Raw genomic sequence first — 23,836 nt, 5'->3', positions numbered from 1 at the left:
CGTTATACTTCCTGCGTCTTTGCCAAGCTTTCATCGAGCACTGCTGTCCATCCTTGTTCTGTGTAACGCAACAACGACGTTTGAACAGACCACAAGTGCAACCATCCGTTATTCAGAAGATGTTGCAAGATCTGGTGCTTGCGAATCAGGCTGTCGATCACCTCGGTTGGTGCGGCGATCACTACCGTCAGGCGCAGCGGTTCGTGCAATAATTTTTCTCCATCGTGCAGGGATTGCTTGGATAAGCCGATGCGTAAATCACCGCCATTACCTTCGAACACGCCGAGTCGTCCACCCACTACATTGTGCAAAATCTTATTACCGCAACCGTAGCGTTGTGGCTCACAACTGGAGGCGTGATACTGCCAGTTAATCCAATGCGTCACCAGCATCGGCGCTGTCATCAACAACTCCAGCACACCATGATCCGGATCATTTTCAATCCGATAGTCATGCAAGAAACTACGTCCATCCAGATGCAAACCCCGCGCGCTTGGTAGCATCAAGAACGCTGCGTTATTGGCCAAACCCCATTCGGGGCGCGTTTGTGCCGCATCGTTGGCACGCAGACGCAGCTTGCTCAATAAGCTTTGATGACTACTGCGCGGATTTTCTCCGAGTTTGTGGGCTCGTTCGCGTCGTACTTGATCTGCTGCTTGAGCAAACACGACTGCCATCTTCGCCCAACGCTGTTGTGCCGATGGAGACAATAGATCAAGATCGAAGGTGTCGATTTCATCCGTCGTGGTGTTGTGCAAAGCCGCCATAAATTGCACATGCTCGGGAATCACCACACCCTTGGCTTGCAAACCCTGACGTACAGCTGGCGTATTCAGGATAGCGACCAGACTACGCACATTGACCTCACCGGTTTGGCCACAGCAAGCACCGCAATCGAGTGCCGCGGCGTGAGCATTATTGGCGCTCTGGCTTCCATGTCCGACTAGCATCACGATGGGGGCAAAATCACTCTCTAATCCCATCGCGTGCAAGACCTTCGCCGAGAGATCGACTTGTTGTTCTAGCCTCAAACCCATCAAGCGTGGCCGGCATACAGATTGTTCTACGGCGGACAAGGCATAGGTATCCGCACTGAGGCGCGCTGCCTGTTGCGGTTTCCAACTGCGCCACAATTTTCCGAGATAAGTCCAGCCGGCAGCCTCGACATAGTTAAACGCTGTGCTTGGACGTTGGCTGGTATTCGACCATTGGCGATCGCGCGCGAAGCGCTGTTGACGGCGCTCTGATATCGTCGATCGTTGTGCTTGCGCCTCGACTGTCTCCGTTTGATCCAAACCAGCCTCGGGTCCGACCACCACGCATTCGCTGATCTGCATCGCCGCCGGTAACAAGCCCGGCAATTGCGGACGCTGTAAGGCACTCGCCATCGGCGTATAGGCGGCGGGTACACCAAAGAAACCGGCGAAGCCTTTGGTTTGAATCGCTGGATCCACCGCTTCGAGGGCACGTCGCATCGGTTCACTACGAACATCGATACAGAACACCGCTTGCATTTCCCATGCGCTATCGAGCTCGTTCGATGTTGATGCTGATGCTGATGTAGATACTGAAGGCACTACTGTTTGCAATAGTTGTTGTGCCAGTTTCGTTTGGTATCCACGCTCCAAAGCCAACTGCCATACTTCGTCGACCAACAAAGCATCCTCCGCTTGACGCAAACGTGCTTTGTGATTTTCCCATTCACGCCGTAACGCGGAGAAGGCCAAGCTAGTTTGTGCGTCGTGTTGAAGCTCGCGTCGGCATTCCAAAAGTACGATGCCCCAAGCCAGACGAATCGCCAGCAATTCGCGTAAATGCTGATCGCTGCCACCCGCCAATTTTGCCTGCCACGCCAAGTACGCGCAGCTCGAAGCCCACCCGTTCACCGTCAACAAGACCGCTTCTAAATAGTCGGTCCACGCATCTTGCGGCAAACCCAAATGCTGCATCACCCACACCTCAGCGTCTTCATGCTGTTGCGGTAGCAAGTGCAAGACTCGCCCAAGATTCGGTAAGCCCATCAAGGTGCCGATGCCGTGATCATGCGTGATCGTCTCACGCCAAAAAGCATAGAGACCAGAAGCTCGCTCAGGTTGCCATTGCGCTTGATGATGATCGAAGTAAGCGGCACAGGTTTGGCTGACTTGATGCGTAATCGCGGAACGCCATGATAGACGGGTGTGACGATCAGGATCGATATCGAGCACATCAATCAACAAGGGCAACTGATTGATTTTGACGTCCTTTGATAAGGCATCAATACAGAAGTCCATATTCAATTGTCGCTCACGCGCCGCTGGAATTTGGCGGATCGCCGAATACAAATCAACCTCGGTGATGCGTTTGCTTTCCCATGCTTGGCGTTGATAATCACGCGCTGGAAAGACTTGAATACCACCGAGCACGGCCATACGCGCAGCCACTTCACGCACAGGGCGATCGACCCGCTGCCAGTGTGGATTTACAGCAATGGCTTGATCGAGCGGCCAAGCGGGTGCGATAGTTTGACAAGCTGCTTCACAAGCGAGGCTGACAGCGCGACGAAACTCACTCCATTTTTCTGCATTGACGACCGTCGGTTCTATTGTCGACGTCGATGTTTCTTGTGCTGCTGTGTGATCCAATGTGATCATGATTTTTTCCTTGGTCAGGATTTATTTGCTGCAAGAGATGTGATCTGTGCGCTCTGCGCTCGCAAACTCGTTTTCTGCGCTTGTTCATTCTTGCGTTGATCTTCTTTCAGATCGTGGAACGGGCAGGTTTGCGCTTGAACCCAAGTGGTCGGCCAAATCCGCAGACTCAAGCGGGTGTACCATTCGTCGATATAGAAACCGGCGTAACTCCAGCGACGCCATGTTTCGAGGAGTGGGGCTTGCGCTTCGATCAGCGCCAAAATCAAGTAGAGCAGTGCCATACCAAGGAAGGCGATCGCACCAAGCACGTCCGAAGGAGCATCAAGCAGGCCCAGCGGTAAGTAGTGCAGCAGGACTGCCAAGATCGCAACACTGAGTACCATGCCAGCGCCGTGCAGCAAACGCATGAGCGTGTTGCCACTCGCCGTCCACAACAAGGGCGCCAAGGCGAAACCGAGAATCGCATTCCACCACCAAGCCCAACCTGGTGCGCCAAGATATTCAGCGCCGAACTGGACCATGAACACCAGGGTCAGACTGAGGCAGGGTGCGAGCATCAAACTCCAAGTCGTGTTGCGTACTGTCCCACGCATTTGCGCCAAGCGCGTTTCGTAGACCACATTCGAGGACAACAAGAAAGCATGCGCCTTATAGAGCGAGTGTCCCAAGATGTGCAAGGCGGCGATGCTGTATAAACCCGCTGCGCATTCGACCAACATAAAACCCATTTGCGCCACGGTCGACCAAGCCAGACGTAGTTTGATACTGACCCGCGTCAACATGACCATGCCCGCCAGGATCGCTGTACTTAAGCCAAAGGCAAGCAAGATCGAACGAGCCCACAGCGCTTGATCGAGCAAGCTCGCAAAGCGAATCAACACAAAGCCACCAAGATTGACCACACCAGCATGCAGTAGAGCCGACACCGGTGTCGGCGCTTCCATCACTTGAATCAACCAGCCGTGGAAAGGTAGGGAAGCAGTACGTAAGACTACGGCTAACACTAGCAACACCGCACTGACTTGCAAGGCCGTGTTCATTCCATCGCGGGCGATCGCCTCAAACAAGACATGCAAAGAACCACTACCGACTTCGCGCCAAGCGAGGACAGCAGCGAGAATTAAAAGCACGTCCGCCAACACATCAGCGATACGTTTTTTATGCGCCGCCAGTTGCGCGAAAGGGCGTTCTTCGTAAAAGCACAAGAGGTGCTGCAATGCAAAGCCCACCGCACTCCAGACCACAATCAGAATCACCCAATGATTTGCCATCAGCAGCAATTGCACGGCCGCCAGCACCGTTGCCATGGCCGCCATGTAACGTAATTGATGCGGCTCGCCTGCTAAATAACGGGATGAGAAAGCAATGATCACACTTCCGAGGAACTGCACCAGCACAGCCAAAACCAAGCCGAAGGGCGTCACCGCTATCCAATCGTTAAATAGCGAATTTGCAGCGGCATTTGCATTGAAATTTTGCGTCAACCAATGAGCCCAGCCTGCATTCACCGCATACATCGCACTCACGACATGCAGGGCCAGCAAAACCAGCAATCCACACAGTACGAGGTGCGAACTGATCGCTAGGCGTCGCCACCAAGCCGTGATCACTGCGCTATTTGGCGACGATAGTGACCTGCCATACTTGGCTAAGACGAACACCAAAACAATCGCCACGATCAACATCACTAAGGGCGCAAGCCAGACACCTATTTTGATGCTCGGTACGATGATTTGATCCAACATTTCCCCACCTCTTTGTTGTGTACTTATCGGTTTTCTTGATTGGGGCGCATTGTGGGGGGAGATCAATTCTTCTGTAAAATACAATGATTGGAACGTTTTCATCGATAAAACAGAACATACAAGGCATCATTTTCGGCTTATTGCACAATGATTAATCTCAAACAGCTCAATTTCCATCATTTGTTCTACTTTTGGCGCGTCGCCAAAAATGGGCATTTGACGCGCACCGCGGACGAATTGCATACCTCGCAATCGGCCTTATCGGCGCAAATCAAGCAGCTAGAAGATCACTTAGGGCAAGCCTTGTTCAAGCGCGATGGGCGACGTTTATCACTGACCGAGAATGGCCAGATCGTTTTTAGTTACGCCGAAACCATCTTCGGTTTGGGGCAAGAGATGCTGGGACGTCTGCGTGGACAATCGGGTGCCACCCGCCATATTCGCATCGGCAGCGTTTCCACCATGTCACGCAACTATCAAGAAAACAAAATCCGCCCATTACTGAGCAATCCCGCCATCAGCCTAAGCTTAGAATCCGGCCATTTACACGACTTGCTCGACCGTCTCCATGAACATCAGCTCGACCTCGTGCTGGCCAATCAAACCCTTCCTTCCAATGCCAATCGCCCCTTGCACTGCCAATTTTTGGGGAGTCAGACGGTCTCCATCGTCGGGCCCGCCGAGATTTGGAAAGACAAACAGCTCGATGTGCCTAAGGATTTGGATGAACTAGAAATGGTACTACCGGGTCCGAACAACGCCATCCGCGCCCAGTTCGACGCCCTCTGTGCAGCTAGCAATGTAAGTCCACGCTTACGTGCAGAAGTTGATGATATGGCGATGCTGCGTTTGATTGCGCGTGATAGCGGATGGTTGGCCGTGGTGCCAGAGGTGGTCGTGCAAGACGAGTTACGACTTGGGAGTTTAGTCTGTGTCGGTCGTTCGCCCGAGCTGGTCGAGCACTTCTACGCGATTACGACACCGCACCCACATCGTATGGAATTGCTTAGTTTGATCGCGCAATGAGGCGATAAAACTAACGCAATTCTTTGCGCAGTACCAGTTTCAAACCTGACCACACTTCTGATACTGCACACACTTTGACATCGACCATGCCAAGCGGCAAGGCGATTTCGCGGATCACATCCTCGGTCACGTAGGTCTTGATCTTCGCTGCTTTTTTCGGCCACGAGACCCAGATCATGAGATCGGGGCGCAATGGTTTACTTTTTTGCACACCCATTTGCTCGCGTAATTGTTGCAAGCCATGTTGAAGTTCTTGCCGGTCTGTCGTAAAAAGGTGCACGAGGTCGACCGCTTTCGACAGATGCGTGACGAATTCCACTTGCTCGGGCAAGGGCGCAAGCCAGTCTTGATACTGCTCAGGCGCAGCTTGAAACCAGACTGTACTGCCGGCTTTGATGCCGAGCTTCTTGCTCAAAGGCGTTCCTGAATATCCGACAGTCATGGGCTTTCTCTGTGCGATGAAATAGGCATGCTCGCGCTTTACACCGAGATTTTCTGCTTACGCTCGTCGGTAAAATCCCACCACAGCTTGGGCGGTTCTCCCGCCATAAAGCGCGTCACTGACATGAACACATCAATCACGCAGGGATCATGACGCACACCCGTCTTCAAGCACAACTCATGGTACATCTGGAAGGGATCAGCGCCGACCAAATCTTGCGGTCGCTGATAGCCCAATAAAACGAGATCCGCTGCACTCGCTTTGCCGATATTCGGCAGATCCGTCAACTTATTCAGTTTTGCGCGATCAACTTTTGTAGGATGCATGACTGATTCCTTTCAAGCTTGCTGCAATATGTCGCCGATAAAAAATCGCAATGCATGGGATACATGCATTGCGACTTATTTTCATGCTTAACGATTTCTACGCAGCTGATGGATTTATTTACTTAGCACGCGCCTTACCGAATGCATCGCCTGGTTTCCACGCTGGCATCTTCGGTGAATTCGCCACTTCACGGCCCAAGTTCAAAGTAAATTGCGCTTGTTGCACCATGCCTGATAAATCCCAGCTTGGATCAAATTCGTCTGTCACTTGATGATAACGTTCACCGTAAGCTTTGGCTTTCGCGGTGGATGCAGCCTGATCTTTCAAGAATTCACGACCGCCTTCGATCGAAAACGCTGGCACACCGTTCTTCGCAAAATTGAAATGGTCACTGCGGAAATAACCACCGGCCAAATCCGGCTCGGCTTTGGCGATTTGCATGCCCATCGTTTTCGCCACTTTCGCTGCCATTGCACCGAGGTCGGTGCGCTCACTACCTTGCGTACCGATATCACGCGTCATACCGACAAAATTCAGACTATCTAAGTTCAAGTTCGCTGCGGTTTTGTCCAACGGCCACAAAGGTTGCGCACCATACAAAGCACTACCCAACAATCCTTGCTCTTCTGCGGCAACCCACAGGAACATCTGACTACGCTTGGTTGGATGAGCGACGGCTTCCTTCGCCATCGCTAACAAAGCCGCAGTACCCGAACCATTATCGACCGCGCCGTTATAAATCGTATCAGCACCGCTACCTTGCTTGCCGAGGTGATCCCAATGGGCGCTATAAATCACGACTTCGTCTTTCAGTTTAGGATCCGTACCAGGTACTACGCCAGCGATATTATATTGTTCAACACGACGAATCGCGGCCTTGGTTTCACCTGTCAATTTCGCTTGCAAAGGCACGGCTTGGAAATCTTTCTTCTCGGCTGCGGCACGCAATTTATCGAGATCTTGACCTGCAGCGGCGAACAAATTACGCGCCGTGTCTTCGGTCATCCAACCTTGCAAACCCGTGCCTGGCGCAGCGCCATCGAGTTGAAAACGCTCGTTCAACCAACTGTTCTGCACTACCGACCAACCATAGCTCGCGCTCGGTGTTGTGTGAATCAACAAGACACCCGCCGCGCCTTGGCGTTTAGCTTCTTCAAACTTGTAAGTCCAACGACCATAGTAAGTCAGTGCTTTACCAGCGAAGCGATTGGGCTCTTCTGCAGTCGGTTGCGGATCATTGACCATCATGATGACGATCTTGTTCTTCACGTCGACATTCTTGAAATCATTCCACTTTTCTTCTGGAGCCGTAATGCCATAACCAACGAACACCAGATCGTGATCAAACTTGTGTTCAGCGACCGCATCACCCGGTGCCCAGACCCAATCTTTACCGAAGCTAATATCAAGCGCTTTACCGCCAGCGACGAGCTGCGCGGAACTTTGTTCTGGCAGCGATTTCACGCCAGCGATTTTGACTAACTGACGGAAAGAATTGCCGTTCGCTGGTTTTAAACCGACAACCTGCGATTGGCTTTCGAGATATTGCACCGTCAGATCACCACCACGTTGACCCGTGCCACGACCTTCGAAAAGGTCGGAGGCCAACAAAGACAAATGGGCACGCAAGATGGGTTCTTGGACTTGGGCACCTTTTTGGGTAACTGCTTTTGCTGTCGCAATTTGTGCCGTTGCCAGCATTGGAAATGCTGCAACTAAGCTCACGGCGATGATGGACTTCACCGCTGTTGATTTGATCGATTGTTTCATAATGCTCCTCATTCTTATTCTCAAAATCTAAAAACACCTGTTTGATCTAGCTCGCGCTCTGACGTCGTGCCGGGTACTTTAGTTCCCACATCAATGTAGGGATGAGTTCCCAACTATGACGACGCGCAGAAGTCTGGTCGCGAACTATGCATGACAATTTGGCCTTTAGCAAGCATCTCTGCGACCTGCTGCTTGGCACCGACTTCAGCTGAATTTTCGCTCGGTGTGACCAAGGCGCGCATGCCCACCCAGGCATTACGGCCACCACCTTTGGCAGCATACAGGCAGTGATCCGCCAAGCTGATGACTTGTTCCCACGCAAAGAACTCGGCTTTCTCGCTGAAGAAAGGATAGGGTGCAAACCCGATTGAACAACTGCGTTGTATCACTTCACCATCTGACATAGTGAAGCGATGCGTATCCACTTTGAGGCGAATACGTTCAGCTAAGTCTTTAGCTTCTTCATAGTTGGTGTCACGCGCGAGGATCAAAAACTCTTCACCGCCCCAGCGAATGATGGTGTCGCTTTCTCTGACGCACTCTTGCAAGATCGCCGTGGTTTGCGTTAAGACTTGATCACCGGCGGCATGTCCGTATTGATCGTTGACCGATTTGAAATGATCAATATCGACCATCATAAAAATCAAATCGCCGTGTGTACTTGGGCCCTTGGCATAATTACGCTGAACGCGCGCCAAGTCCTCATTAATGCAGTAGTGCAAATAGCGTCGGTTGCGCAAACCCGTCAATGGGTCAGTCAAACTTTGCTGCTCTAAAGCACGGCGCGAAGCTTCTAATTCGCGTGTACGCTGCAAAATCACATTTTCCAACTTACGATTCTTCTCACGCAGCGCCCACAAACGCCACCGTATCAAGCCGAACACCAGCGCACTAAAGAGCGCTAAGTACAAGAAGTAAGCCCACCAAGTTTGATACCAAGCCGGGAGCACGCGCACATTCAAGGTCAAATCTGGTTGAGTCCACACGCCATTCCGGTTCGAGCCACGCAAATGCAAACGATAATCGCCTGGTGGCAAATTGGTATAGGCGGCGAGGCGCCGTGTCGCATCGGTTTCTATCCAATCTTTATCGTAGCCTTCTAAGCGATAGGCATAGCGATTATGGTCTGCCGCGGTGAAATCCAAGGCAGCAAATTCCACCACCATGCTGTTGGCATCTGGCTGCACTGTAAGTAGTTCGGCCTGCGGACCCACAAAACGATTGTGATTGACCGCCACCGTTTTGCCGCCAATTTGGACATTGGTCAGCACCAAGGGAGGTGAATATTGATAAGGTCGCACCAAGGCTGGGCGGACGATGGTGAGTCCGCCAACTCCACCAAAAATCAAATTGCCATTAACCGTCTTCGCTCCCGAAGTCGCCCAATAGCCGGTGATGCTGACGCCATCAGGTTCGCCTAAAGGCGTCAGCTCCAAGGTTCGGCCATCGATACGCGCTAAGCCTTCGTCCGTGCTCACCCAAATATTGCCCTGATCATCCTCAAGGATTTTATTCACCAAGTCATTCGGTAGTTTTTCTGCTTTTCCAAAATGGGTGAATTCAAACTCACCAGGCTTTTTCCCTGGACGCAGCAAATCTAACCCGCCTCCTTGCATACCGACCCACAACCAAGCACGACTATCAAACAACATGCTCGACACATTTCTGTGCGTCAGAGCGCTCTTGCTCTTGCCATCAGGTTTGATATTTAACAGGCTCTGCGTTTTTGCGTCATAGCGATATAGCCCATCTTGCAAAGTGGCGATCCACATCGCACCATCTGGGGCTTGCTTAAGCTCCGTGATGAATTTTGTCTCGATTGCCTTAGCCCATGGAGGTTGCACAGCTTTGTCTTGCGAGGATCGCAAATCCATTTCCCACAAGCCCTCGGGGCCACCCACAAAGAGACTAGACTCAACCTGAAGCAGGGCGGCAACACGTAAGCCCGGATTACGTGGCGGCAAACTCAAACGACGCGTTGCTGTGCCTCGCGCGTTACTACGATACAAGCCTTTGTCCGTGCCAATGTAGACATCTTTGTCGCCGACCGGATACATGGTAAAGATCGTGCTCTGGGGCATTGATGTTGGACCGCGAGTATCATCGAATTTCAAACTACGGAATTGAGCACTATCAGGCTCAAGAATACTGACGCCCTGATTCTGCGAACCCAACCAAACAGTGCCATCCGGCGCGCCATAGGCCGAGAAGAAATCAATGCCTTGCAGGCCATGTGAGCGAGTATCACCACCAAACAAACTCAGAATGCCCTTCGAAGAAGGATCATGAATACTGATACCGCGTTGTCCACCAACCCACACCAAGCCAGAACGATCTCGCATGATCGACCATACTGAATTATCAGCTAAGCTGCTTTGACGATTCGTTTCATGTTGCATGCGCCGGGTATCAAAGGTTTTGGTGTTGACTGCAACAATGCCTGCACCGTAGGTGCCCAGCCAAATTTCATCGTCACCAACTTTCTGGATGTAGAACACGTTCTCATTGACGAATTCTCTATCTTTGCTAAATGGTTTTTGTACCAATAAGCGCTTCGGTTCCGGATCATCGGGTGCGATATAAAAAGCGCCCGAATCAAAGGTGCCAACCCAAACTTTACCGTCGACACCGACGCAAATCGACACCACACGCTGTGATCGCCCCGCGGGAATCGGCAGCGCGACCCTGGTCATTTCATGCGTGATGGCATGAATTTTAAGTAAACCTTCACTGGTACCAACCCAGATAAATTCGCCTTGATCACGGGTCACCGCTCGCACCAAATTACTTGGCAAACCCGTTTCGCTCTTGCGGAAAATTTTCACTTCACCGGTTTCAGGCCGATAAAAGTTCAGTCCATCACGGGTCGCTAGCCACAGATCCCCACGTTGGTCGCTCGTAATGGAATTAATCGTCACATGACTTAAACCCTGCGGCCCAGTCGGCACGCGCAGAAAGCGATCGGCTTTTTTATCGTATTGCGCCAGTCCACCACCATTCGTCCCTATCCACAAACGCCCTTTCACGTCTTTGTGCAAACTCATGATGTAGTTGTCTGGCAAACTCGTTGGGTCGTTCGCGAGCGGCAAGTAATTACGGAAGCGATAGCCATCCCAACGCGCCAATCCGCCTTGGGTTCCGACCCAGATAAAGCCATCATCATCTTGAGCCAATGAAGTGGCACTAAACTGAGGTAAGCCATTTTGCACGGTGAGATGACGGAATACGGTATCGGTCACGCGCTCCCAATTTTCTGCTTTGGAAATCGGTACCTTAGCAGCACTCACACCTGACTCGATGGCGCTAGTGGCGAAGCTTGCAGGCGCCACTAGGACGACACCGCCTAAGCCTAAGCCCAAGCAGAGGCCTAACTCAAGTGTAAAGTGACGGGCATACTCCAGAAGAAAGGGTTTCTTCTTTGCTTGGCACCATAATGTTTGCCGCATCCACAGCATTGTCGTCACTTCTCCCACTTTGCTTGTCTTTAGCTTATTCGCGCCGCTGTTTGACGACGGTGACTGTACATTCCGCCTCAGCCACCACCTGCGAAGAAACGCTGCCGAGATAACGCCTCAAGGTGGAGCTACCGCGCGAACCGATAATAATTTGATCGACACTATTGTTGTGGGCGTATTCAATAATCGCTGCTGCAGGATCATGCGATTCCAAAACGTGGAAAGTAATTTTGTCGTTTCGTACCTGCAATGGTCGAGCCCAATGCTTCAATTCGATCAGCTGCTTCACATGGATGTTTTGACCATCTTGAACCATCGCATCATCGAGCCCGATCCGACTAGTTTTTCGAATCGTCACACAAGCGAGGCGAGCCCCAGGCTCAGTCTGTAGCATGCGTCTGGTAATCATACGAATTTCATCGGTCAATTCCGTGTTGCTCTCACTTAGATGCAAGGCCACCATGATGATGGGAGCCTGAGCCAAATGATCATGCAGGCTATAGCGAGCAAACGGCTCTACTCCCGCCGCTTTGAAGCGACGTTTAAGAACGGAAATCATACCGTCTTGCGCCTGTTTTTCAGCGCGTGTGGTGAGCGGTATTTCGTTTGGATTTTGCAGCATGAAGGCGAGCTGGCCCGCCGTGTCAAAACGGTCTTTGGGATCGACTTCCATGCAACGCAAAATCACTTCTTGCAAAAATTTCGGGATCTGCGGATTGTGGCTACGCGGTGGAATAGGATCACGATACAAACGCTTCTTCAAGCCTGTCACCGAAGTAGGGTGACCGAAAGGACGCTCGCCCGTGGCCAAGTGATACAGCAACACACCAAGAGAAAATTGATCGCTGCGTGGTTCATTGCGAATCCCAAGTACTTGCTCGGGAGCGATATACGGTCCCGTTCCCATTGGCAAGCGGAATTCCTCGCCCAGCAAATCTGGCAACTTATCGTGACGTGACAAGCCATAATCGATGAGCACCGCATCGCCCTCTGGCCGAAACATGATGTTCGACGGTTTCAAATCGAGGTGAATGACATTTTGGCGATGCAGATCTTGTAAAGCGGTGGCGACCCGAATCCCCACATTCACCACCTCATCAATCGGCAAGGGCGAGGCGTCGAAGCGACTCCGCAGCGAGGTACCGGCGATATGCTCCATCACAATGAAGGGCTGGGTGTCGAAATCACCCGAGCCAAAATAACGCGGCACGTGCTTGCCTTTGAGCTTGGGCATAATCATTTGCTCAACTTCAAAGGCAACGATCGCCGTGGGATCATCGATGCTATACATCAGGGGCACTTTCATGATCAGCTCTGGATCTTTGCCCTCGGCACTGCGATAGCGATTCTGTAAATCTGTAATGCGCCACAGGGCGGCCATGCCACCCACATGCAATTTTTCTTCGAGGCGATAGCCATCGACCACCATGCCGACTTGCAAGCGACGCGGGGTTTTGGCTTGTGCCTTCGGAGGCGTGTTCGGCGGTGTATCGGGTGAATCCGGTGTCTGGACTACTGTTTGCTGATTGGCCGGTTCCACTTTAGTGGCGGGCACTTCCGCATCAACAGCAGTCGAAATCGAGTGTGGATCGGACATACGGGCTAACCTCCATGAAGTAGTCGCTGTGCCAGACTGGCAGGTAGACCGGCTGCCAATACTTTTTGGGAAGCGGTCTCAGCATCATAGGGTATGCGATAAAAAGTGAGCTCTTGTTGAAGCGAATCAAAGATCGCGTAACAAGCTGCCGGATTTCCATCCCGTGGTTGTCCAACCGAGCCAGGCTGCACTAGCCAACGGCGCAAGCGGCTTAAGGGAACACCGACATTGGGCACGGGCGTGAATTCGCCGACTTTGCCACTTTGATTCATGTGATACAAACTGGGGGTATGAACATGGCCGCAAAAGGTGATCGGTGCGGTCGTGGCATTCATACTTCGTGCCGCTTCCATGACGCCATCGACGTACTCCCATTTTTCGGGAGCCCACGCATTGGCGTGCACAAACAAACAGCCTTCCATCTGAAAACTCATGGGCAATTCGCGAATAAAGTCGCAATGGAAGGGGCTGAGCTGCTCGCGCGTCCACTCGACGACAAAACGAGCGGTGGCATTCATTTCTTTACGATCTTCTTGCAAGATCCCGATATCGTGGTTGCCCATTAATACCTGAGCGCCTTTTGCCACATACGAAATCACCGTATCGAGAACCCAGCTTGGGTCAGCACCGTAGCCGATCAAATCGCCGAGGAAAGCATATTGTTCCGCCCCATTCGCTTCTGCATGAGCAAGGCAAGCCTCGACCGCTTCGCGGTTTGCATGCAGGTCAGTGAGTACGGCCAAACGCATATCAAAGGGCTTTCAGGTAAGAAATGAATGACGATTGTAAGTGAAAGCATTGCACAAAAGAAGCAAAACGCCGTCGTTTGTGACATTTCGCCACGCAAAAATCCAATCCTATTCACTTCCGTCATTTTCTGCCGATAACGCGCTTGCAGGGTGCTTACCGCCAAATGTCGTTTACATGTAAAAAGTTCCGGTTAGAATGAGCTTTTATGGCTTTGATTCAGTACATGCTTCGCTCTTTTCTTCTCTTGCTCGGCTTTTTCGGAGTCGTCCTCAACAGCCATGCTCAAACGCCTTTACGCGCCTGTGGGGGCGATAGCACATGGCCGCCCATGTCTTACCTGAACCCGAAGGACAAATCAGTACAAGGATTTTCCATCGAAGTGTTGAAAGCGATCTTTGAAACCCCACCGCGGGTGCAGTTGCGGCCATGGGCTCGTTGTCTGGCGGAAGTCGAAAACATGCAGGGCAGTGACATTCTCATCTCGGCCTTCAAAACCCCTGAGCGCGAAGCAAAATTTCTCTTTTCTCGCCCGTATTTCAGCTTAACGCCGGCTTACTTCTACGCTAAACACAAATTTTCCACGCCTCCCATCAGCCAAAAATCAGATTTGGCTCGCTACAAAATTTGTTCACTTCATGGTGCTGCAATCTCTTATTCAGGTCTGTCGAACGAACAGATTGAAAGTGGCGCAACCAATTATGTCAGTCTCTTCAAGAAAATTGAGCGGGGACACTGTGATATCGTGGTTGATATGGAAGAGGTCTTTCTCGGTTTCGATCATTTAGGAACCGTCAACTTTGCTGCTAAGGAATTTGAGATCCGACCGCTGCCAGACACGGAGCGTTTTCCATTGCATTTCGCCGTCAGTTTGACGCACCCTCAGGCTCACCGCATTATCGAGCAGATCAACAGGGGGATCGCCTCGATTCAGAAAAATGGTCGCCTCAAACAATTACAAGATCGCTTTCAAGCTCAACGCCGCTGAAATGTATCAATAAGTCGATAGGTCGAACCTGGCTTGATATATCAGCTGAAGCAGCGCTTTTCATTTCGTATTTTTTCTGCCAAAAATACGTCGGTTTTTCCAAAAAGAAAGACCATTTTTTATTATTGTGGCTTATACTAAAAGAATTGATATTGGGAAACATTTCCCAAACGTAGTGATTTCACATCCTGCCCACGCACTATGACGGAAGCACAGACACACTACATCGAACCAGCGCAATTGCGAATTGGTATGTACATCTATCTCGATATGGGATGGATGGATCATCCTTTTCCCGTCAGTAGCTTTGAAATTCGCAATGAAGAACAATTGCAAAAACTACGCGCACTGGGACTCAGCAAGATTCGCTACTCGCCTGAGAAAAGTCATGTGCTCGAAGAAGCAGCTCCCGCCGCAACAACCACCGCAAAAGTCATCGATATCACTGAATCTGCTGAAGCAAAAGCAGCCAAACTCAGAAAAGCTTTACTAGCCCGCCAACAAGCCAGTCTCATCGCCTGCGAAAAACAATTTGGCCAGGCCACTCAAGATTTCAAACATCTCAGTGAGGTGGTGCACGCCCAACCCAAAGTCGCCAATGAAACCGCCGTCAAACTCGTGCAAGGTATGCTGGATGGCATCTTGCAAGAAGAAGAAACCGCCATTCGCCTGCTCTCGGAAAAAGCCGGAGAAAAAACCGCCTTACATTCGGTCAATGTCACTTTGATTTCACTACTTCTCGGAAAGGCACTCAACCTCCCCAAGGAAGATATGTTGGAACTCGGCATCGGTGCTTTGTTGCATGACGTTGGGAAAATGGAATTACCCGACCGACTCCGCTGGCTCGATGATTTGAGCAATATGGCGGAACGGCAGCTCTACCAAAGTCACGTGGCCCATGGCGTCAATTTGGCGCGCAAAATGCAGCTGTCACCGAGCGCCACTTTATTGATTGCACAGCATCATGAAAATGCCGATGGCAGTGGTTACCCAGGACAAATTTCGGGCGAGCGAATGACTTCGCTCAGCCGCATCATTTCTTTGGTGAATCGTTTCGATAATCTCTGCAATCCCAGCAATGTCGCCCTCGCAGTGACGCCACACGAAGCGCTGTCGCAACTGTTCACCAAAAACAAGACCCAATCTGATACACATACGCTCACTACTTTTATCAAGATGATGGGTATCTATCCACCTGGTTCAGTGGTGCAACTCAGTGATGAACGCTATGCAATGGTCGTATCGGTCAATTCCGCACGACCGATCAAACCGCGCGTTATCATTCATGACCCCCAAGTACCGGTCGAAGAAGCGCTCGTCATCAATCTCGAACACGAATCAGAAGTTGGCATACGTCGCAGTCTTAAGCCTTTGCAATTACCGAAGGCGGTCTATGATTATCTTTCCCCCCGCAAACGCCTCTGCTATTTCTTTGAACGTGCCAGCGAACTCAATGGCATAGAGACTAACCCTCAACTTGCGGCGATGCGATAATGAGTCATGCATGGGAAGGCCTGATCGAAGGCATGTTAGAAGCGGTATTGCTGGTCGAACCGGTACAACTCACTGTGGTCGCCGCTAATCGCGCCGCCCATAAAATCCTCGGTGTACCTTCCCATTCGCTACCAGGTCGCTCGGTGGTGGACCTCGCCGCCGCCCCCGAGGATATGTTCTTTTGGGAAGACGTTGCCGCGGGTCTCTCCAACAATATCTATTCCGAAACACTGTTACGCCGCGCCGATGGACAAGCAATCCCCGTCATGCGCCGTGTTAGTTTAGTGCGCTTTGATAACGCCAGCTCGATGTATGTTGTGGCCATTCGCGATCACACTGATCAACGCCAAGTTGAAAGCGAATTGGAAAAACTGATTTCCGAATTACGCGCCACTTTGGAATCCACCGCCGACGGTATTTTGGTCACCGACCTTGACGGCAGCATTCGCAGCTACAACCATTTATTTTCAAAGCTGTGGGGCCTACCCGAAGAACTACTGACCAGCCGCAATGATGGTGCCGTCTATGCGTGGATGGACAATTGCATGGTCGACGCCAGTCATTACAACGAACGACTGGCCTTAATCCGTCGCTCACCGCTAATGGAAGCCAGCGATGTTTTAGTACTGCACTCGGGTAAAGTTTTAGAACGTGTCACCTTACCGCAATACGCTCGCGGACGCCCCATTGGCCGGGTCTATTCTTTCCGCGATATTTCGCAAAAACTGGCCGATCAAGCACGCTTACAACTCGCCTCAAAGGTGTTTGAAGCCAGCACCGACGCGATCTTCATTACTGATGAAGAACAAAGAATTATCACCACCAATCCAAGCTTTGAGCGCCTCACCCAATTTTCGGAAGTGGAAATGCTGGGCCTAAGTATCAGCGATTTCTTCCTTGGCCACGGCAATGCCGATATTCTGAAACGCATGTTAGACGAGCTCGCACTTGATGGATACTGGGAGGGAGAGTTATGGAATCGCCGACGCGATGGTCACGCTTACCTGTGCATGATTTCCTTGGTACGTGTTCAAAATGAAGATGGTAAAACCATTCATACCATCGGTTTCTTTAAAGATCGCACCGAGAATTATCACGCCAAACAAAAGATCGAAGAACTCGCTTTCACTGACGCGCTGACGGGTCTTCCTAATCGCATGCTGTTGGAAGAGCGCATCTCACAATCGATCACTCATGCTAGTCGCGATCAAGGACAATTTGCTTTACTGTTTCTCGACCTCGACAATTTCAAACAAATCAACGACTCCTTAGGGCATCCTTTCGGCGATCGCGTGCTGGTGGAAGTCACTGAACGGCTAAAAAGATGTTTGCGTCAAGTGGATACCGCAGCACGCCTAGGTGGTGATGAATTTGTTCTTCTGTTACATCAAGCTGACGCGGCTGGCGCCGAGATTTGCGCACGTCGGGTATTAGCCGACCTCAGTGCACCTTTCAATTTGGACGGTATTGATTTCACTGTGACCTGCAGCATCGGTATTGCTTTGTATCCCGAAGATGGCACACAAATGCAAGACTTGATCAAGAACGCAGATAGTGCGATGTACTATGTCAAAGAACGCGGTCGCTCTGATTTCCGCTTCTACCAACGCAAAATGAATATCGGTTTGTTGTCACGCATGAAGATTGATCATGCGATGCGACAAGCCTTGGAACACCAAGAATTCCGCCTGCACTATCAACCTTTATTTAGCCTCGACAATAAGAAAGTTTTCGGGGCCGAAGCCTTAATTCGCTGGACCGATAAAGAGCTTGGCGAAATCAGCCCAGCCCAATTTATTCCCATAGCCGAACAAACCGGACTCATTATCGCCATTGGCAATTGGGTGATGCAGACTGCCATTGCGCAGGCCGCAGCATGGAATAAAAACGGTCAACACATGCTGATTTCCATTAATGTCTCAGCTCTACAGTTTCAACAGGTCAACTTCGTCGAAACCCTCTCCAGCGCTTTATGCGAAGCGCATCTGGATCCGTCTTGCATCGAATTGGAATTGACCGAATCGATCCTGATTCGTGACGCACAAGAGACCTTGAAAAAACTGGAAGCGATCGCGAAGCTCGGCGTCAAAATGGCGATTGATGACTTCGGAACCGGCTATTCCAGCCTCAGCTACTTAAAACGTTTTCCGATCAATAAACTAAAGATCGATCGCTCCTTCGTCATGAATTTGCCGGAGGACGAAAGTGACGTGGCGATTGTCACAGCGATCATTAGCCTCGCACGAGCCCTTAAACTACAAGTCATCGCAGAAGGTGTTGAAACCTTTGAACAACAAGATTTGTTAGCGAAATTAGGTTGCCATCAAATACAAGGCTATTTGATTGCCAAGGCACTCGATCCTCTCGCTTTCGAAGCTTTATTTCTTGATGGCAAGGAAGCAGCCTTGCGTTCCATTACAGCCTAAACGCGGCTGAACCTCAGCCTCAGTGCCTTGAAAAAGATTGGCTCAGTCGAGATCGGCATACTGTTATGCCGCGCATCGTGCGCAAATTTTCGCTGCGATGCAGCACAAGAGCTGCAATAAACGTTACACTTCCGTCTACCATTTTTGAGTCACATTTCGATCAAGGACAGATACATGAAAAAAAGCTCGCTCGCCATTGCCGTCGTTGCCGCATTAGCGGTTGCTTATCCTGGAGCCGCTTGGCTTACGGGCAAACGCTTGGAAACCAAGTTGAACAAAGCGGATAAGAATGATCCTGTGCTGTCTAAGTTCAAAATCGTCAAACAGAGTTATAAGCGCGGTGTGTTTAGCTCGACGCAAGAGCAAACTTTCGAACTGCGTGTAGAAAACTTGTTCGCGTCGACTCTACCCAACGCAAGCAGCGCTTCCGCGTTCCAAGATAACGAAGGCGAGGCAACAGCCGAGGCCACCGTTGATGAGCAAACGATGCCGCATGCAATGTCTGAGCCTATTCAAATTAGCGTAATTAATCACATCACCCACGGCCCATTCCCAGGCATGTTCGGTGTTGCTGCTGGTAAGGTTGAAACTGAATTGGTGTTGGATCCTAAAGTGCTCGCCGAAATTAAGAAAGTGTTTGGCGATAAGAAGTTCTTGCAGATCACCACACTCCTCAATTATGGCGGTGGTGGCACGATGAAGTTGAGCAGCCCGGACGCGACTTTCAATGATCCAAACGGCAGCACAAAGGTCGAGTGGAAAGGTGTCAAAGCAGAGATTGGCTTTGACGAAGATTACAAGAAATTCCAATTCAATTTCTTGACGCCTGGCTTTAAGGTCACGGATCAAAAAGAATCAGGTAACTTCAGCATTGGCGAAATGAAAGCAGACGGTAACATTGATCGCGCCTTCGGCAATAGCATGTTATATCTCGGGAAGACAACTGCATCGATCGCCAGTATCGAATTTAGCAGCGCTGCCATTGGTGGCTTCAAGGCTGGCAATATCACTCTGGAATCGGATAGCACGGCCAAAAAAGACTTGATCGATATGGGCATCAAGATGGGCATGGCTAGCTTAAAGTTTGGCGAGGCTGAGTTCTCTAACTTCCACTACGACTATTCTTTGCACAATATTCACGGTGACACTTTGAGCAAGATGTCGAATGAATTTTCCGCTGTTGCAAAAACCGGTGCCACTCCAAACGAGCAAATGCAACAGATGCAAACGATTTGGAAAAAATACGGCATGGAACTGCTCAAATACAATCCAAGCATCTCCTTGGATCGCTTGAGCGTCAGCGGTAAGAGCGGTGAATTTAAGACGAACGCATCGGCAAAATTGGTAGGCGTGACCGAAGCAGACTTCAACATGCCGCAATCCATCTTGCAAAAATTAGAGGCAGAAGGTGATCTCAGTTTTGCAGAAGCGCTGATCGAAGAAGTCGTGAATATGACGCAGAAAGACCCCAACGCCCGCGCTATGGCACTAACCATGGCAAATGCGACGATTACTGGTTTCCAAGCGCAAGGCTATCTCACACGCAAAGAGAAAGCCTTAACATCGCATATGGAATGGAAACAAGGTAAAGCAAGCATCAATGGCAAACCCTATCCACCGGTGATGAGTGCTGCACCAATGCCTGCAGATGCAATGCCACAAGAGTAAGCGGCAAGAATAAGCTGCGAAAATCAGCTGCATCAACGCCGCACTGAGATGCACTCAAACTTGCATCTCAGTCGATATCGCGAGCAATAAAAAACGGCCAGTCTTTCGACTGGCCGTTTGTTTTTTCATGCATGTTATTGCCACACTTGCGGGCTAGATTTGACTCTCTTATTGTTGCCAACCAGAGAGTCTTCGCCGTGCAAGCTTATTTCACACCATGCATCAATTTTTGCATCAACGGTGCGATCAAGAACAGAACGATACCGGCACCCATCAGGGAATAGAAACCGAAGGTGTAACCACTCAAAGCTGAAGTGATCGACATACCTGCATCACCACTGACATGGCTCGCGAACATACCAGACAAGTTATTCCCCATGCCTGTCGACAAGAACCAACCACCCATGCCCAAGCCAACCAAGCGCGCTGGTGCCAATTTGGTCACCATCGACAAGCCAATTGGAGACAGGCACAACTCACCAATCGACTGGATCACATACACCATGAAGAGCGGCCAAAATGGAATCTTGCTGTTGCTATCAACCAAACTCGACAAAGCAAACATCAACAAGCCAAAAGCCAAGCCATTAAAAATCAAACCCAAACCGAACTTACGTGGAATCGATGGATTGAGTTTAACCTTGTCCAAGGCTACCCAAATGTAAGCAACCACTGGCGCGAACAAAATAATCGCCAAGGAATTCACACTCTGGAACCATGCTGTCGGAAACTCCATAAATCCTAAGTTGCGGTTCACAATTTGATCTGCCAAGAAGGTGAATGAGCTGCCAGCCTGTTCAAAGAACATCCAGAACAAGATGTTGAACGCGAAAATCAGAAGCATTGCGATCACTTTGTCACGCGCTACATTGCCATTGCGCACGCCTTCAATGAGCAACATGACAATCAAACCTACGAACAAGACTGTCAAGAACACTTGCAGTTTTGCGGCACCCATAGACAACAAGAAATACGCAACAGGGATCACGCACAATGCGCCAAGCGCAACGTAGATCACACGTGACATACTCTCCGTACCTTCAGCTGGAGCGCCAATGCCTTTCAAAGTACGACGGCCAATCGCGAACCAGACCAAGCTCAACAACATTCCGATACCAGCGGAGATGAAAACGATCTTGTATGCTGGAGTATCGCCGGTGTTGAACACTTTCTGCGCCAACAACTGGGTAAAGATTGGGGCCAAGAAGCCGCCAACATTAATACCCATGTAGAAAATGGTGAAGCCAGAATCACGGCGTGGATCAGCGATGCTGTAAAGCTTACCGACCATCGTTGAAATATTTGGTTTGAACAAACCGTTACCTATAATGATGGTCGCCAAACCTGCGGTGAAGATGTCTTTATTGGGGAGCGATATCATGAACAGACCTGCTGCCATGAACACTGCGCCAACCAAAATCGAGCGCTGATAACCGATAACACGGTCCGCCACGTAACCGCCGAACAAAGCCGCTGCATAGACCAAGGCGAGATAGGAACCATATAAAGCATTCGCAGCCGATTGACCGCTGCCGTCGCCGTTATAGAACTGCGCAACGATATACAACACCAAAGCCCAACGAATTCCGTAAAACGCGAAACGCTCCCAGAATTCAGACATAAACAACATCCACAGTGGGGCGGGATGTCCCATAATTTGTTTAAATTCCGGTACTGGTGTCTCTTGTCCCGGCGTGATTGCAGCACCACTCATGCAATTTCTCCTCTAGTTTCCATGTTCTTCTTAGTCATCACTGATTCGTGATGGCAATTTGACGTCTCGTCCTGCATATCAAAAATGTTATCTTTCAATACAGGGTCTTGAAATGACGCTGCATTCTAGCCTAGAAATGCTAGCCTGCAGCTCATTTTGACAAGGAATTCATAGAACATCGATTGCGCGTTGCGGAAAAACTGCGACTCGTCAGAATTTTTCCTAGAGTTGCGGAAACTATGGGCGAGGAATCCAATTACTCAGCGTTTCATTCAAATTGCCAGTGGCCTTTTTAAATGGAATCTTAATTTTGAAATGCGTTTCGCGATACTGTCCCAGGCGCACCCCGAAAGCCGTCTCCGCAAATCTGACCTTACTATCCAATTCAACCATGAGCGGGATCGACATTTGGATATGGTAACTATAGACCTCACCAGTTTCTGGATGCACCCATAGTTTGGCATCGATACTTTGCACGCCACCTTCCTTAATTTGAAAGAGCGTCGCATTCAAGCCTTCAAATTTTTGAGCGTCCATCCGTGTCACTTTGGTTTGCTCAGTGAGCATCAACTTGAATACTACTTTCATCACATCTTCGAAATCCACGACTTTCGGCGTCCCTCCGTCCTTCGGTTTCGGATCCGCACTGATCACGGTATACACAGGATTTTTATCTTTCCAAGCAGTCTGCTGAATTTTCATCACGACATTTTTCTTTTCTCCATTCCCCTCCGCCTCGAGTTTTTGGTCGATATCGTGCGCCACATAGTTCTGTGCTTTCTGCAGATGCTGTACCGTCTTTTGCCACAAAGGATCGAGCACTTGAGCTGCTGAGTAAGAATATGTCGATGCCAACATCAACAGAGCTGCCAATTTAAATATTAATTTCATTATCATCTCCGATGAGCACTCTCGATGGTGAAAGGAATAGCCGAGCCTTACCCTCACCACGAAAGCAAAAAAATTAAGTTGATTTTTGAAGTATGGCGCGATCAGAAAATCGCACCGAGTGAGCGCTTGCTACATCGGCTTGAAGCGCCAGGCGTAGGCTTGACTCACCTTGAGCGTCTCTTTGGTACCGCGCAATTCAATCGTGACTTTGCCGAGTTCATCACGATGGGCTTTGGCAATTGCATCAGCGCGGACCACGGTACCACGATGCACTTGCCAAAAAATTTCAGGGTCCAAACCATCGATAATTTCCTTCAATGGCTTGCGTACATGGGCTTCATCTTCAGTGGTAACGACCCTTGTGTACTTTTCATCCGAAGTGAAAAAAATGATTTTGTCGATAGGGAACATCTTAATCGTATCGCCAACGCTGGCGCTAATCCAACGAATGCGCTCGACGTTTTGGGGGCGCAAACGCTTATCCAATTCCGCCATCAAGGTACTTAAATCACTTGGCGCAGCCTGGCTAGCGAAGCGCTGTTTCAAGCGATTTATTGCTTCGATCAATCGGTCTTTTGCAATAGGCTTGAGCAGATAATCAATCGCCCCAGTCGAAAACGCTTCCAGAGCATGGCTATCGTACGCCGTCGTAAAAACGACTTGGCAGTGTCCCTTGCAGGCATTCGCCACATCAAGTCCCGTCATACCTGGCATACGAATATCCAGAAAAGCGATGTCGGGTTGATATTGATGGATGGCTTCTAGGGCGTCAGCGCCATGCTCCGCCTCCGCCAAGATTTCCAACTCTGGCCAGTGTTCGGCCAGCATCCGACGTAAATCTTTACGTGGTAAATCTTCATCATCCGCAATAATCGCGCTTACTTTCATTTCTATCTTCCTTGTCTCGATGTTC

The 23,836-nt window shown here is 50.2% G+C and carries 16 protein-coding genes; 5 read left to right on the top strand and 11 right to left on the bottom strand.

Going from position 1 to position 23,836, the window contains the following annotated elements:
- Positions 1-2: 2 nt before the first annotated feature.
- Both RF679_RS00245 and RF679_RS00240 read right to left on the bottom strand, forming a co-directional pair.
- Complete coding sequence (locus RF679_RS00245; RefSeq protein ID WP_309482214.1) at positions 3-2,633, bottom strand: YbcC family protein; 2,631 nt, start codon at positions 2,631-2,633, stop codon at positions 3-5.
- 14 nt (positions 2,634-2,647) lie between these two features.
- Complete coding sequence (locus RF679_RS00240) at positions 2,648-4,378, bottom strand: NADH-quinone oxidoreductase subunit L (protein ID WP_309482213.1); 1,731 nt, start codon at positions 4,376-4,378, stop codon at positions 2,648-2,650.
- A gap of 150 nt (positions 4,379-4,528) precedes the next feature.
- Here RF679_RS00240 and RF679_RS00235 point away from each other — a divergent pair, with 150 nt between their 5' ends.
- Positions 4,529-5,404, top strand: coding sequence for a LysR family transcriptional regulator (locus tag RF679_RS00235; protein WP_309484056.1), 876 nt, complete (start codon positions 4,529-4,531; stop codon positions 5,402-5,404).
- 10 nt (positions 5,405-5,414) lie between these two features.
- Here the strand turns inward: RF679_RS00235 and RF679_RS00230 are convergent, their stop codons facing one another.
- The 6 genes from RF679_RS00230 to RF679_RS00205 form a co-directional block, all read right to left on the bottom strand.
- Positions 5,415-5,846, bottom strand: a complete 432-nt coding sequence (locus tag RF679_RS00230; RefSeq protein WP_309482212.1) for a DUF3052 domain-containing protein — start codon at positions 5,844-5,846, stop codon at positions 5,415-5,417.
- Positions 5,847-5,884: 38 nt separating this feature from the next.
- Positions 5,885-6,172, bottom strand: coding sequence for a helix-hairpin-helix domain-containing protein (locus tag RF679_RS00225; RefSeq protein WP_309482211.1), 288 nt, complete (start codon positions 6,170-6,172; stop codon positions 5,885-5,887).
- A 118-nt stretch (positions 6,173-6,290) separates the two neighbouring features.
- Positions 6,291-7,943 carry a M28 family peptidase gene (locus tag RF679_RS00220; RefSeq protein WP_309482210.1) on the bottom strand — a complete coding sequence of 551 codons (1,653 nt, stop codon included), beginning with the start codon at positions 7,941-7,943 and terminating at the stop codon, positions 6,291-6,293.
- A gap of 113 nt (positions 7,944-8,056) precedes the next feature.
- Positions 8,057-11,398, bottom strand: coding sequence for a ligand-binding sensor domain-containing protein (locus RF679_RS00215; protein ID WP_309484055.1), 3,342 nt, complete (start codon positions 11,396-11,398; stop codon positions 8,057-8,059).
- 34 nt (positions 11,399-11,432) lie between these two features.
- The gene (locus RF679_RS00210; RefSeq protein ID WP_309482209.1) at positions 11,433-12,995 is read right to left on the bottom strand and encodes a bifunctional serine/threonine-protein kinase/universal stress protein; all 1,563 of its coding nucleotides are present in this window, start codon (positions 12,993-12,995) and stop codon (positions 11,433-11,435) included.
- Between the two features lie 5 nt (positions 12,996-13,000).
- Entirely contained in the window at positions 13,001-13,744 is a 744-nt protein-coding gene (locus RF679_RS00205; protein ID WP_309482208.1) for a metallophosphoesterase family protein, read from the bottom strand.
- Positions 13,745-13,950: 206 nt separating this feature from the next.
- On the opposite strand from RF679_RS00205, the gene RF679_RS00200 reads away from it, so the two are divergent.
- From RF679_RS00200 to RF679_RS00185, 4 genes are all read left to right on the top strand, one after another.
- The gene (locus RF679_RS00200; protein ID WP_309482207.1) at positions 13,951-14,730 is read left to right on the top strand and encodes a substrate-binding periplasmic protein; all 780 of its coding nucleotides are present in this window, start codon (positions 13,951-13,953) and stop codon (positions 14,728-14,730) included.
- 201 nt (positions 14,731-14,931) lie between these two features.
- Positions 14,932-16,224, top strand: a complete 1,293-nt coding sequence (locus RF679_RS00195; RefSeq protein WP_309482206.1) for an HD-GYP domain-containing protein — start codon at positions 14,932-14,934, stop codon at positions 16,222-16,224.
- The gene (locus RF679_RS00190) at positions 16,224-18,650 is read left to right on the top strand and encodes a sensor domain-containing protein (protein ID WP_309482205.1); all 2,427 of its coding nucleotides are present in this window, start codon (positions 16,224-16,226) and stop codon (positions 18,648-18,650) included. The genes RF679_RS00195 and RF679_RS00190 overlap by 1 nt, the downstream gene beginning before the upstream one ends.
- Positions 18,651-18,824: 174 nt before the next feature.
- Complete coding sequence (locus RF679_RS00185) at positions 18,825-20,318, top strand: YdgA family protein (RefSeq protein ID WP_309482204.1); 1,494 nt, start codon at positions 18,825-18,827, stop codon at positions 20,316-20,318.
- A gap of 205 nt (positions 20,319-20,523) precedes the next feature.
- Here RF679_RS00185 and RF679_RS00180 read toward each other — a convergent pair whose 3' ends face one another.
- The 3 genes from RF679_RS00180 to RF679_RS00170 all read right to left on the bottom strand — a co-directional run bounded on the left by RF679_RS00180 (position 20,524) and on the right by RF679_RS00170 (position 23,811).
- Entirely contained in the window at positions 20,524-22,032 is a 1,509-nt protein-coding gene (locus tag RF679_RS00180; protein ID WP_309482203.1) for a peptide MFS transporter, read from the bottom strand.
- Positions 22,033-22,269: 237 nt separating this feature from the next.
- Positions 22,270-22,923 carry a hypothetical protein gene (locus tag RF679_RS00175; RefSeq protein WP_309482202.1) on the bottom strand — a complete coding sequence of 218 codons (654 nt, stop codon included), beginning with the start codon at positions 22,921-22,923 and terminating at the stop codon, positions 22,270-22,272.
- 129 nt (positions 22,924-23,052) lie between these two features.
- On the bottom strand, positions 23,053-23,811 hold the full coding sequence (locus RF679_RS00170; RefSeq protein ID WP_309482201.1) for a LytR/AlgR family response regulator transcription factor: 759 nt from the start codon (positions 23,809-23,811) through the stop codon (positions 23,053-23,055).
- Positions 23,812-23,836 lie beyond the last annotated feature (25 nt).

Origin of the sequence: Undibacterium cyanobacteriorum (assembly GCF_031326225.1) — a bacterium.
Taxonomy (GTDB): domain Bacteria; phylum Pseudomonadota; class Gammaproteobacteria; order Burkholderiales; family Burkholderiaceae_D; genus Undibacterium; species Undibacterium cyanobacteriorum.
This window is presented reverse-complemented; position numbering and strand designations above follow the sequence as displayed.

Bases quoted from the DNA above. Each gene is read 5' to 3' on its own strand.
- RF679_RS00245 (WP_309482214.1), bottom strand. From the start codon at position 2,633: ATGATCACATTGGATCACACAGCAGCACAAGAAACATCGACGTCGACA.
- RF679_RS00240 (WP_309482213.1), bottom strand. From the start codon at position 4,378: ATGTTGGATCAAATCATCGTACCGAGCATCAAAATAGGTGTCTGGCTT.
- RF679_RS00230 (WP_309482212.1), bottom strand. From the start codon at position 5,846: ATGACTGTCGGATATTCAGGAACGCCTTTGAGCAAGAAGCTCGGCATC.
- RF679_RS00225 (WP_309482211.1), bottom strand. From the start codon at position 6,172: ATGCATCCTACAAAAGTTGATCGCGCAAAACTGAATAAGTTGACGGAT.
- RF679_RS00220 (WP_309482210.1), bottom strand. From the start codon at position 7,943: ATGAAACAATCGATCAAATCAACAGCGGTGAAGTCCATCATCGCCGTG.
- RF679_RS00215 (WP_309484055.1), bottom strand. From the start codon at position 11,398: ATGCTGTGGATGCGGCAAACATTATGGTGCCAAGCAAAGAAGAAACCC.
- RF679_RS00210 (WP_309482209.1), bottom strand. From the start codon at position 12,995: ATGTCCGATCCACACTCGATTTCGACTGCTGTTGATGCGGAAGTGCCC.
- RF679_RS00205 (WP_309482208.1), bottom strand. From the start codon at position 13,744: ATGCGTTTGGCCGTACTCACTGACCTGCATGCAAACCGCGAAGCGGTC.
- RF679_RS00200 (WP_309482207.1), top strand. From the start codon at position 13,951: ATGGCTTTGATTCAGTACATGCTTCGCTCTTTTCTTCTCTTGCTCGGC.
- RF679_RS00195 (WP_309482206.1), top strand. From the start codon at position 14,932: ATGACGGAAGCACAGACACACTACATCGAACCAGCGCAATTGCGAATT.
- RF679_RS00190 (WP_309482205.1), top strand. From the start codon at position 16,224: ATGAGTCATGCATGGGAAGGCCTGATCGAAGGCATGTTAGAAGCGGTA.
- RF679_RS00185 (WP_309482204.1), top strand. From the start codon at position 18,825: ATGAAAAAAAGCTCGCTCGCCATTGCCGTCGTTGCCGCATTAGCGGTT.
- RF679_RS00180 (WP_309482203.1), bottom strand. From the start codon at position 22,032: ATGAGTGGTGCTGCAATCACGCCGGGACAAGAGACACCAGTACCGGAA.
- RF679_RS00175 (WP_309482202.1), bottom strand. From the start codon at position 22,923: ATGAAATTAATATTTAAATTGGCAGCTCTGTTGATGTTGGCATCGACA.
- RF679_RS00170 (WP_309482201.1), bottom strand. From the start codon at position 23,811: ATGAAAGTAAGCGCGATTATTGCGGATGATGAAGATTTACCACGTAAA.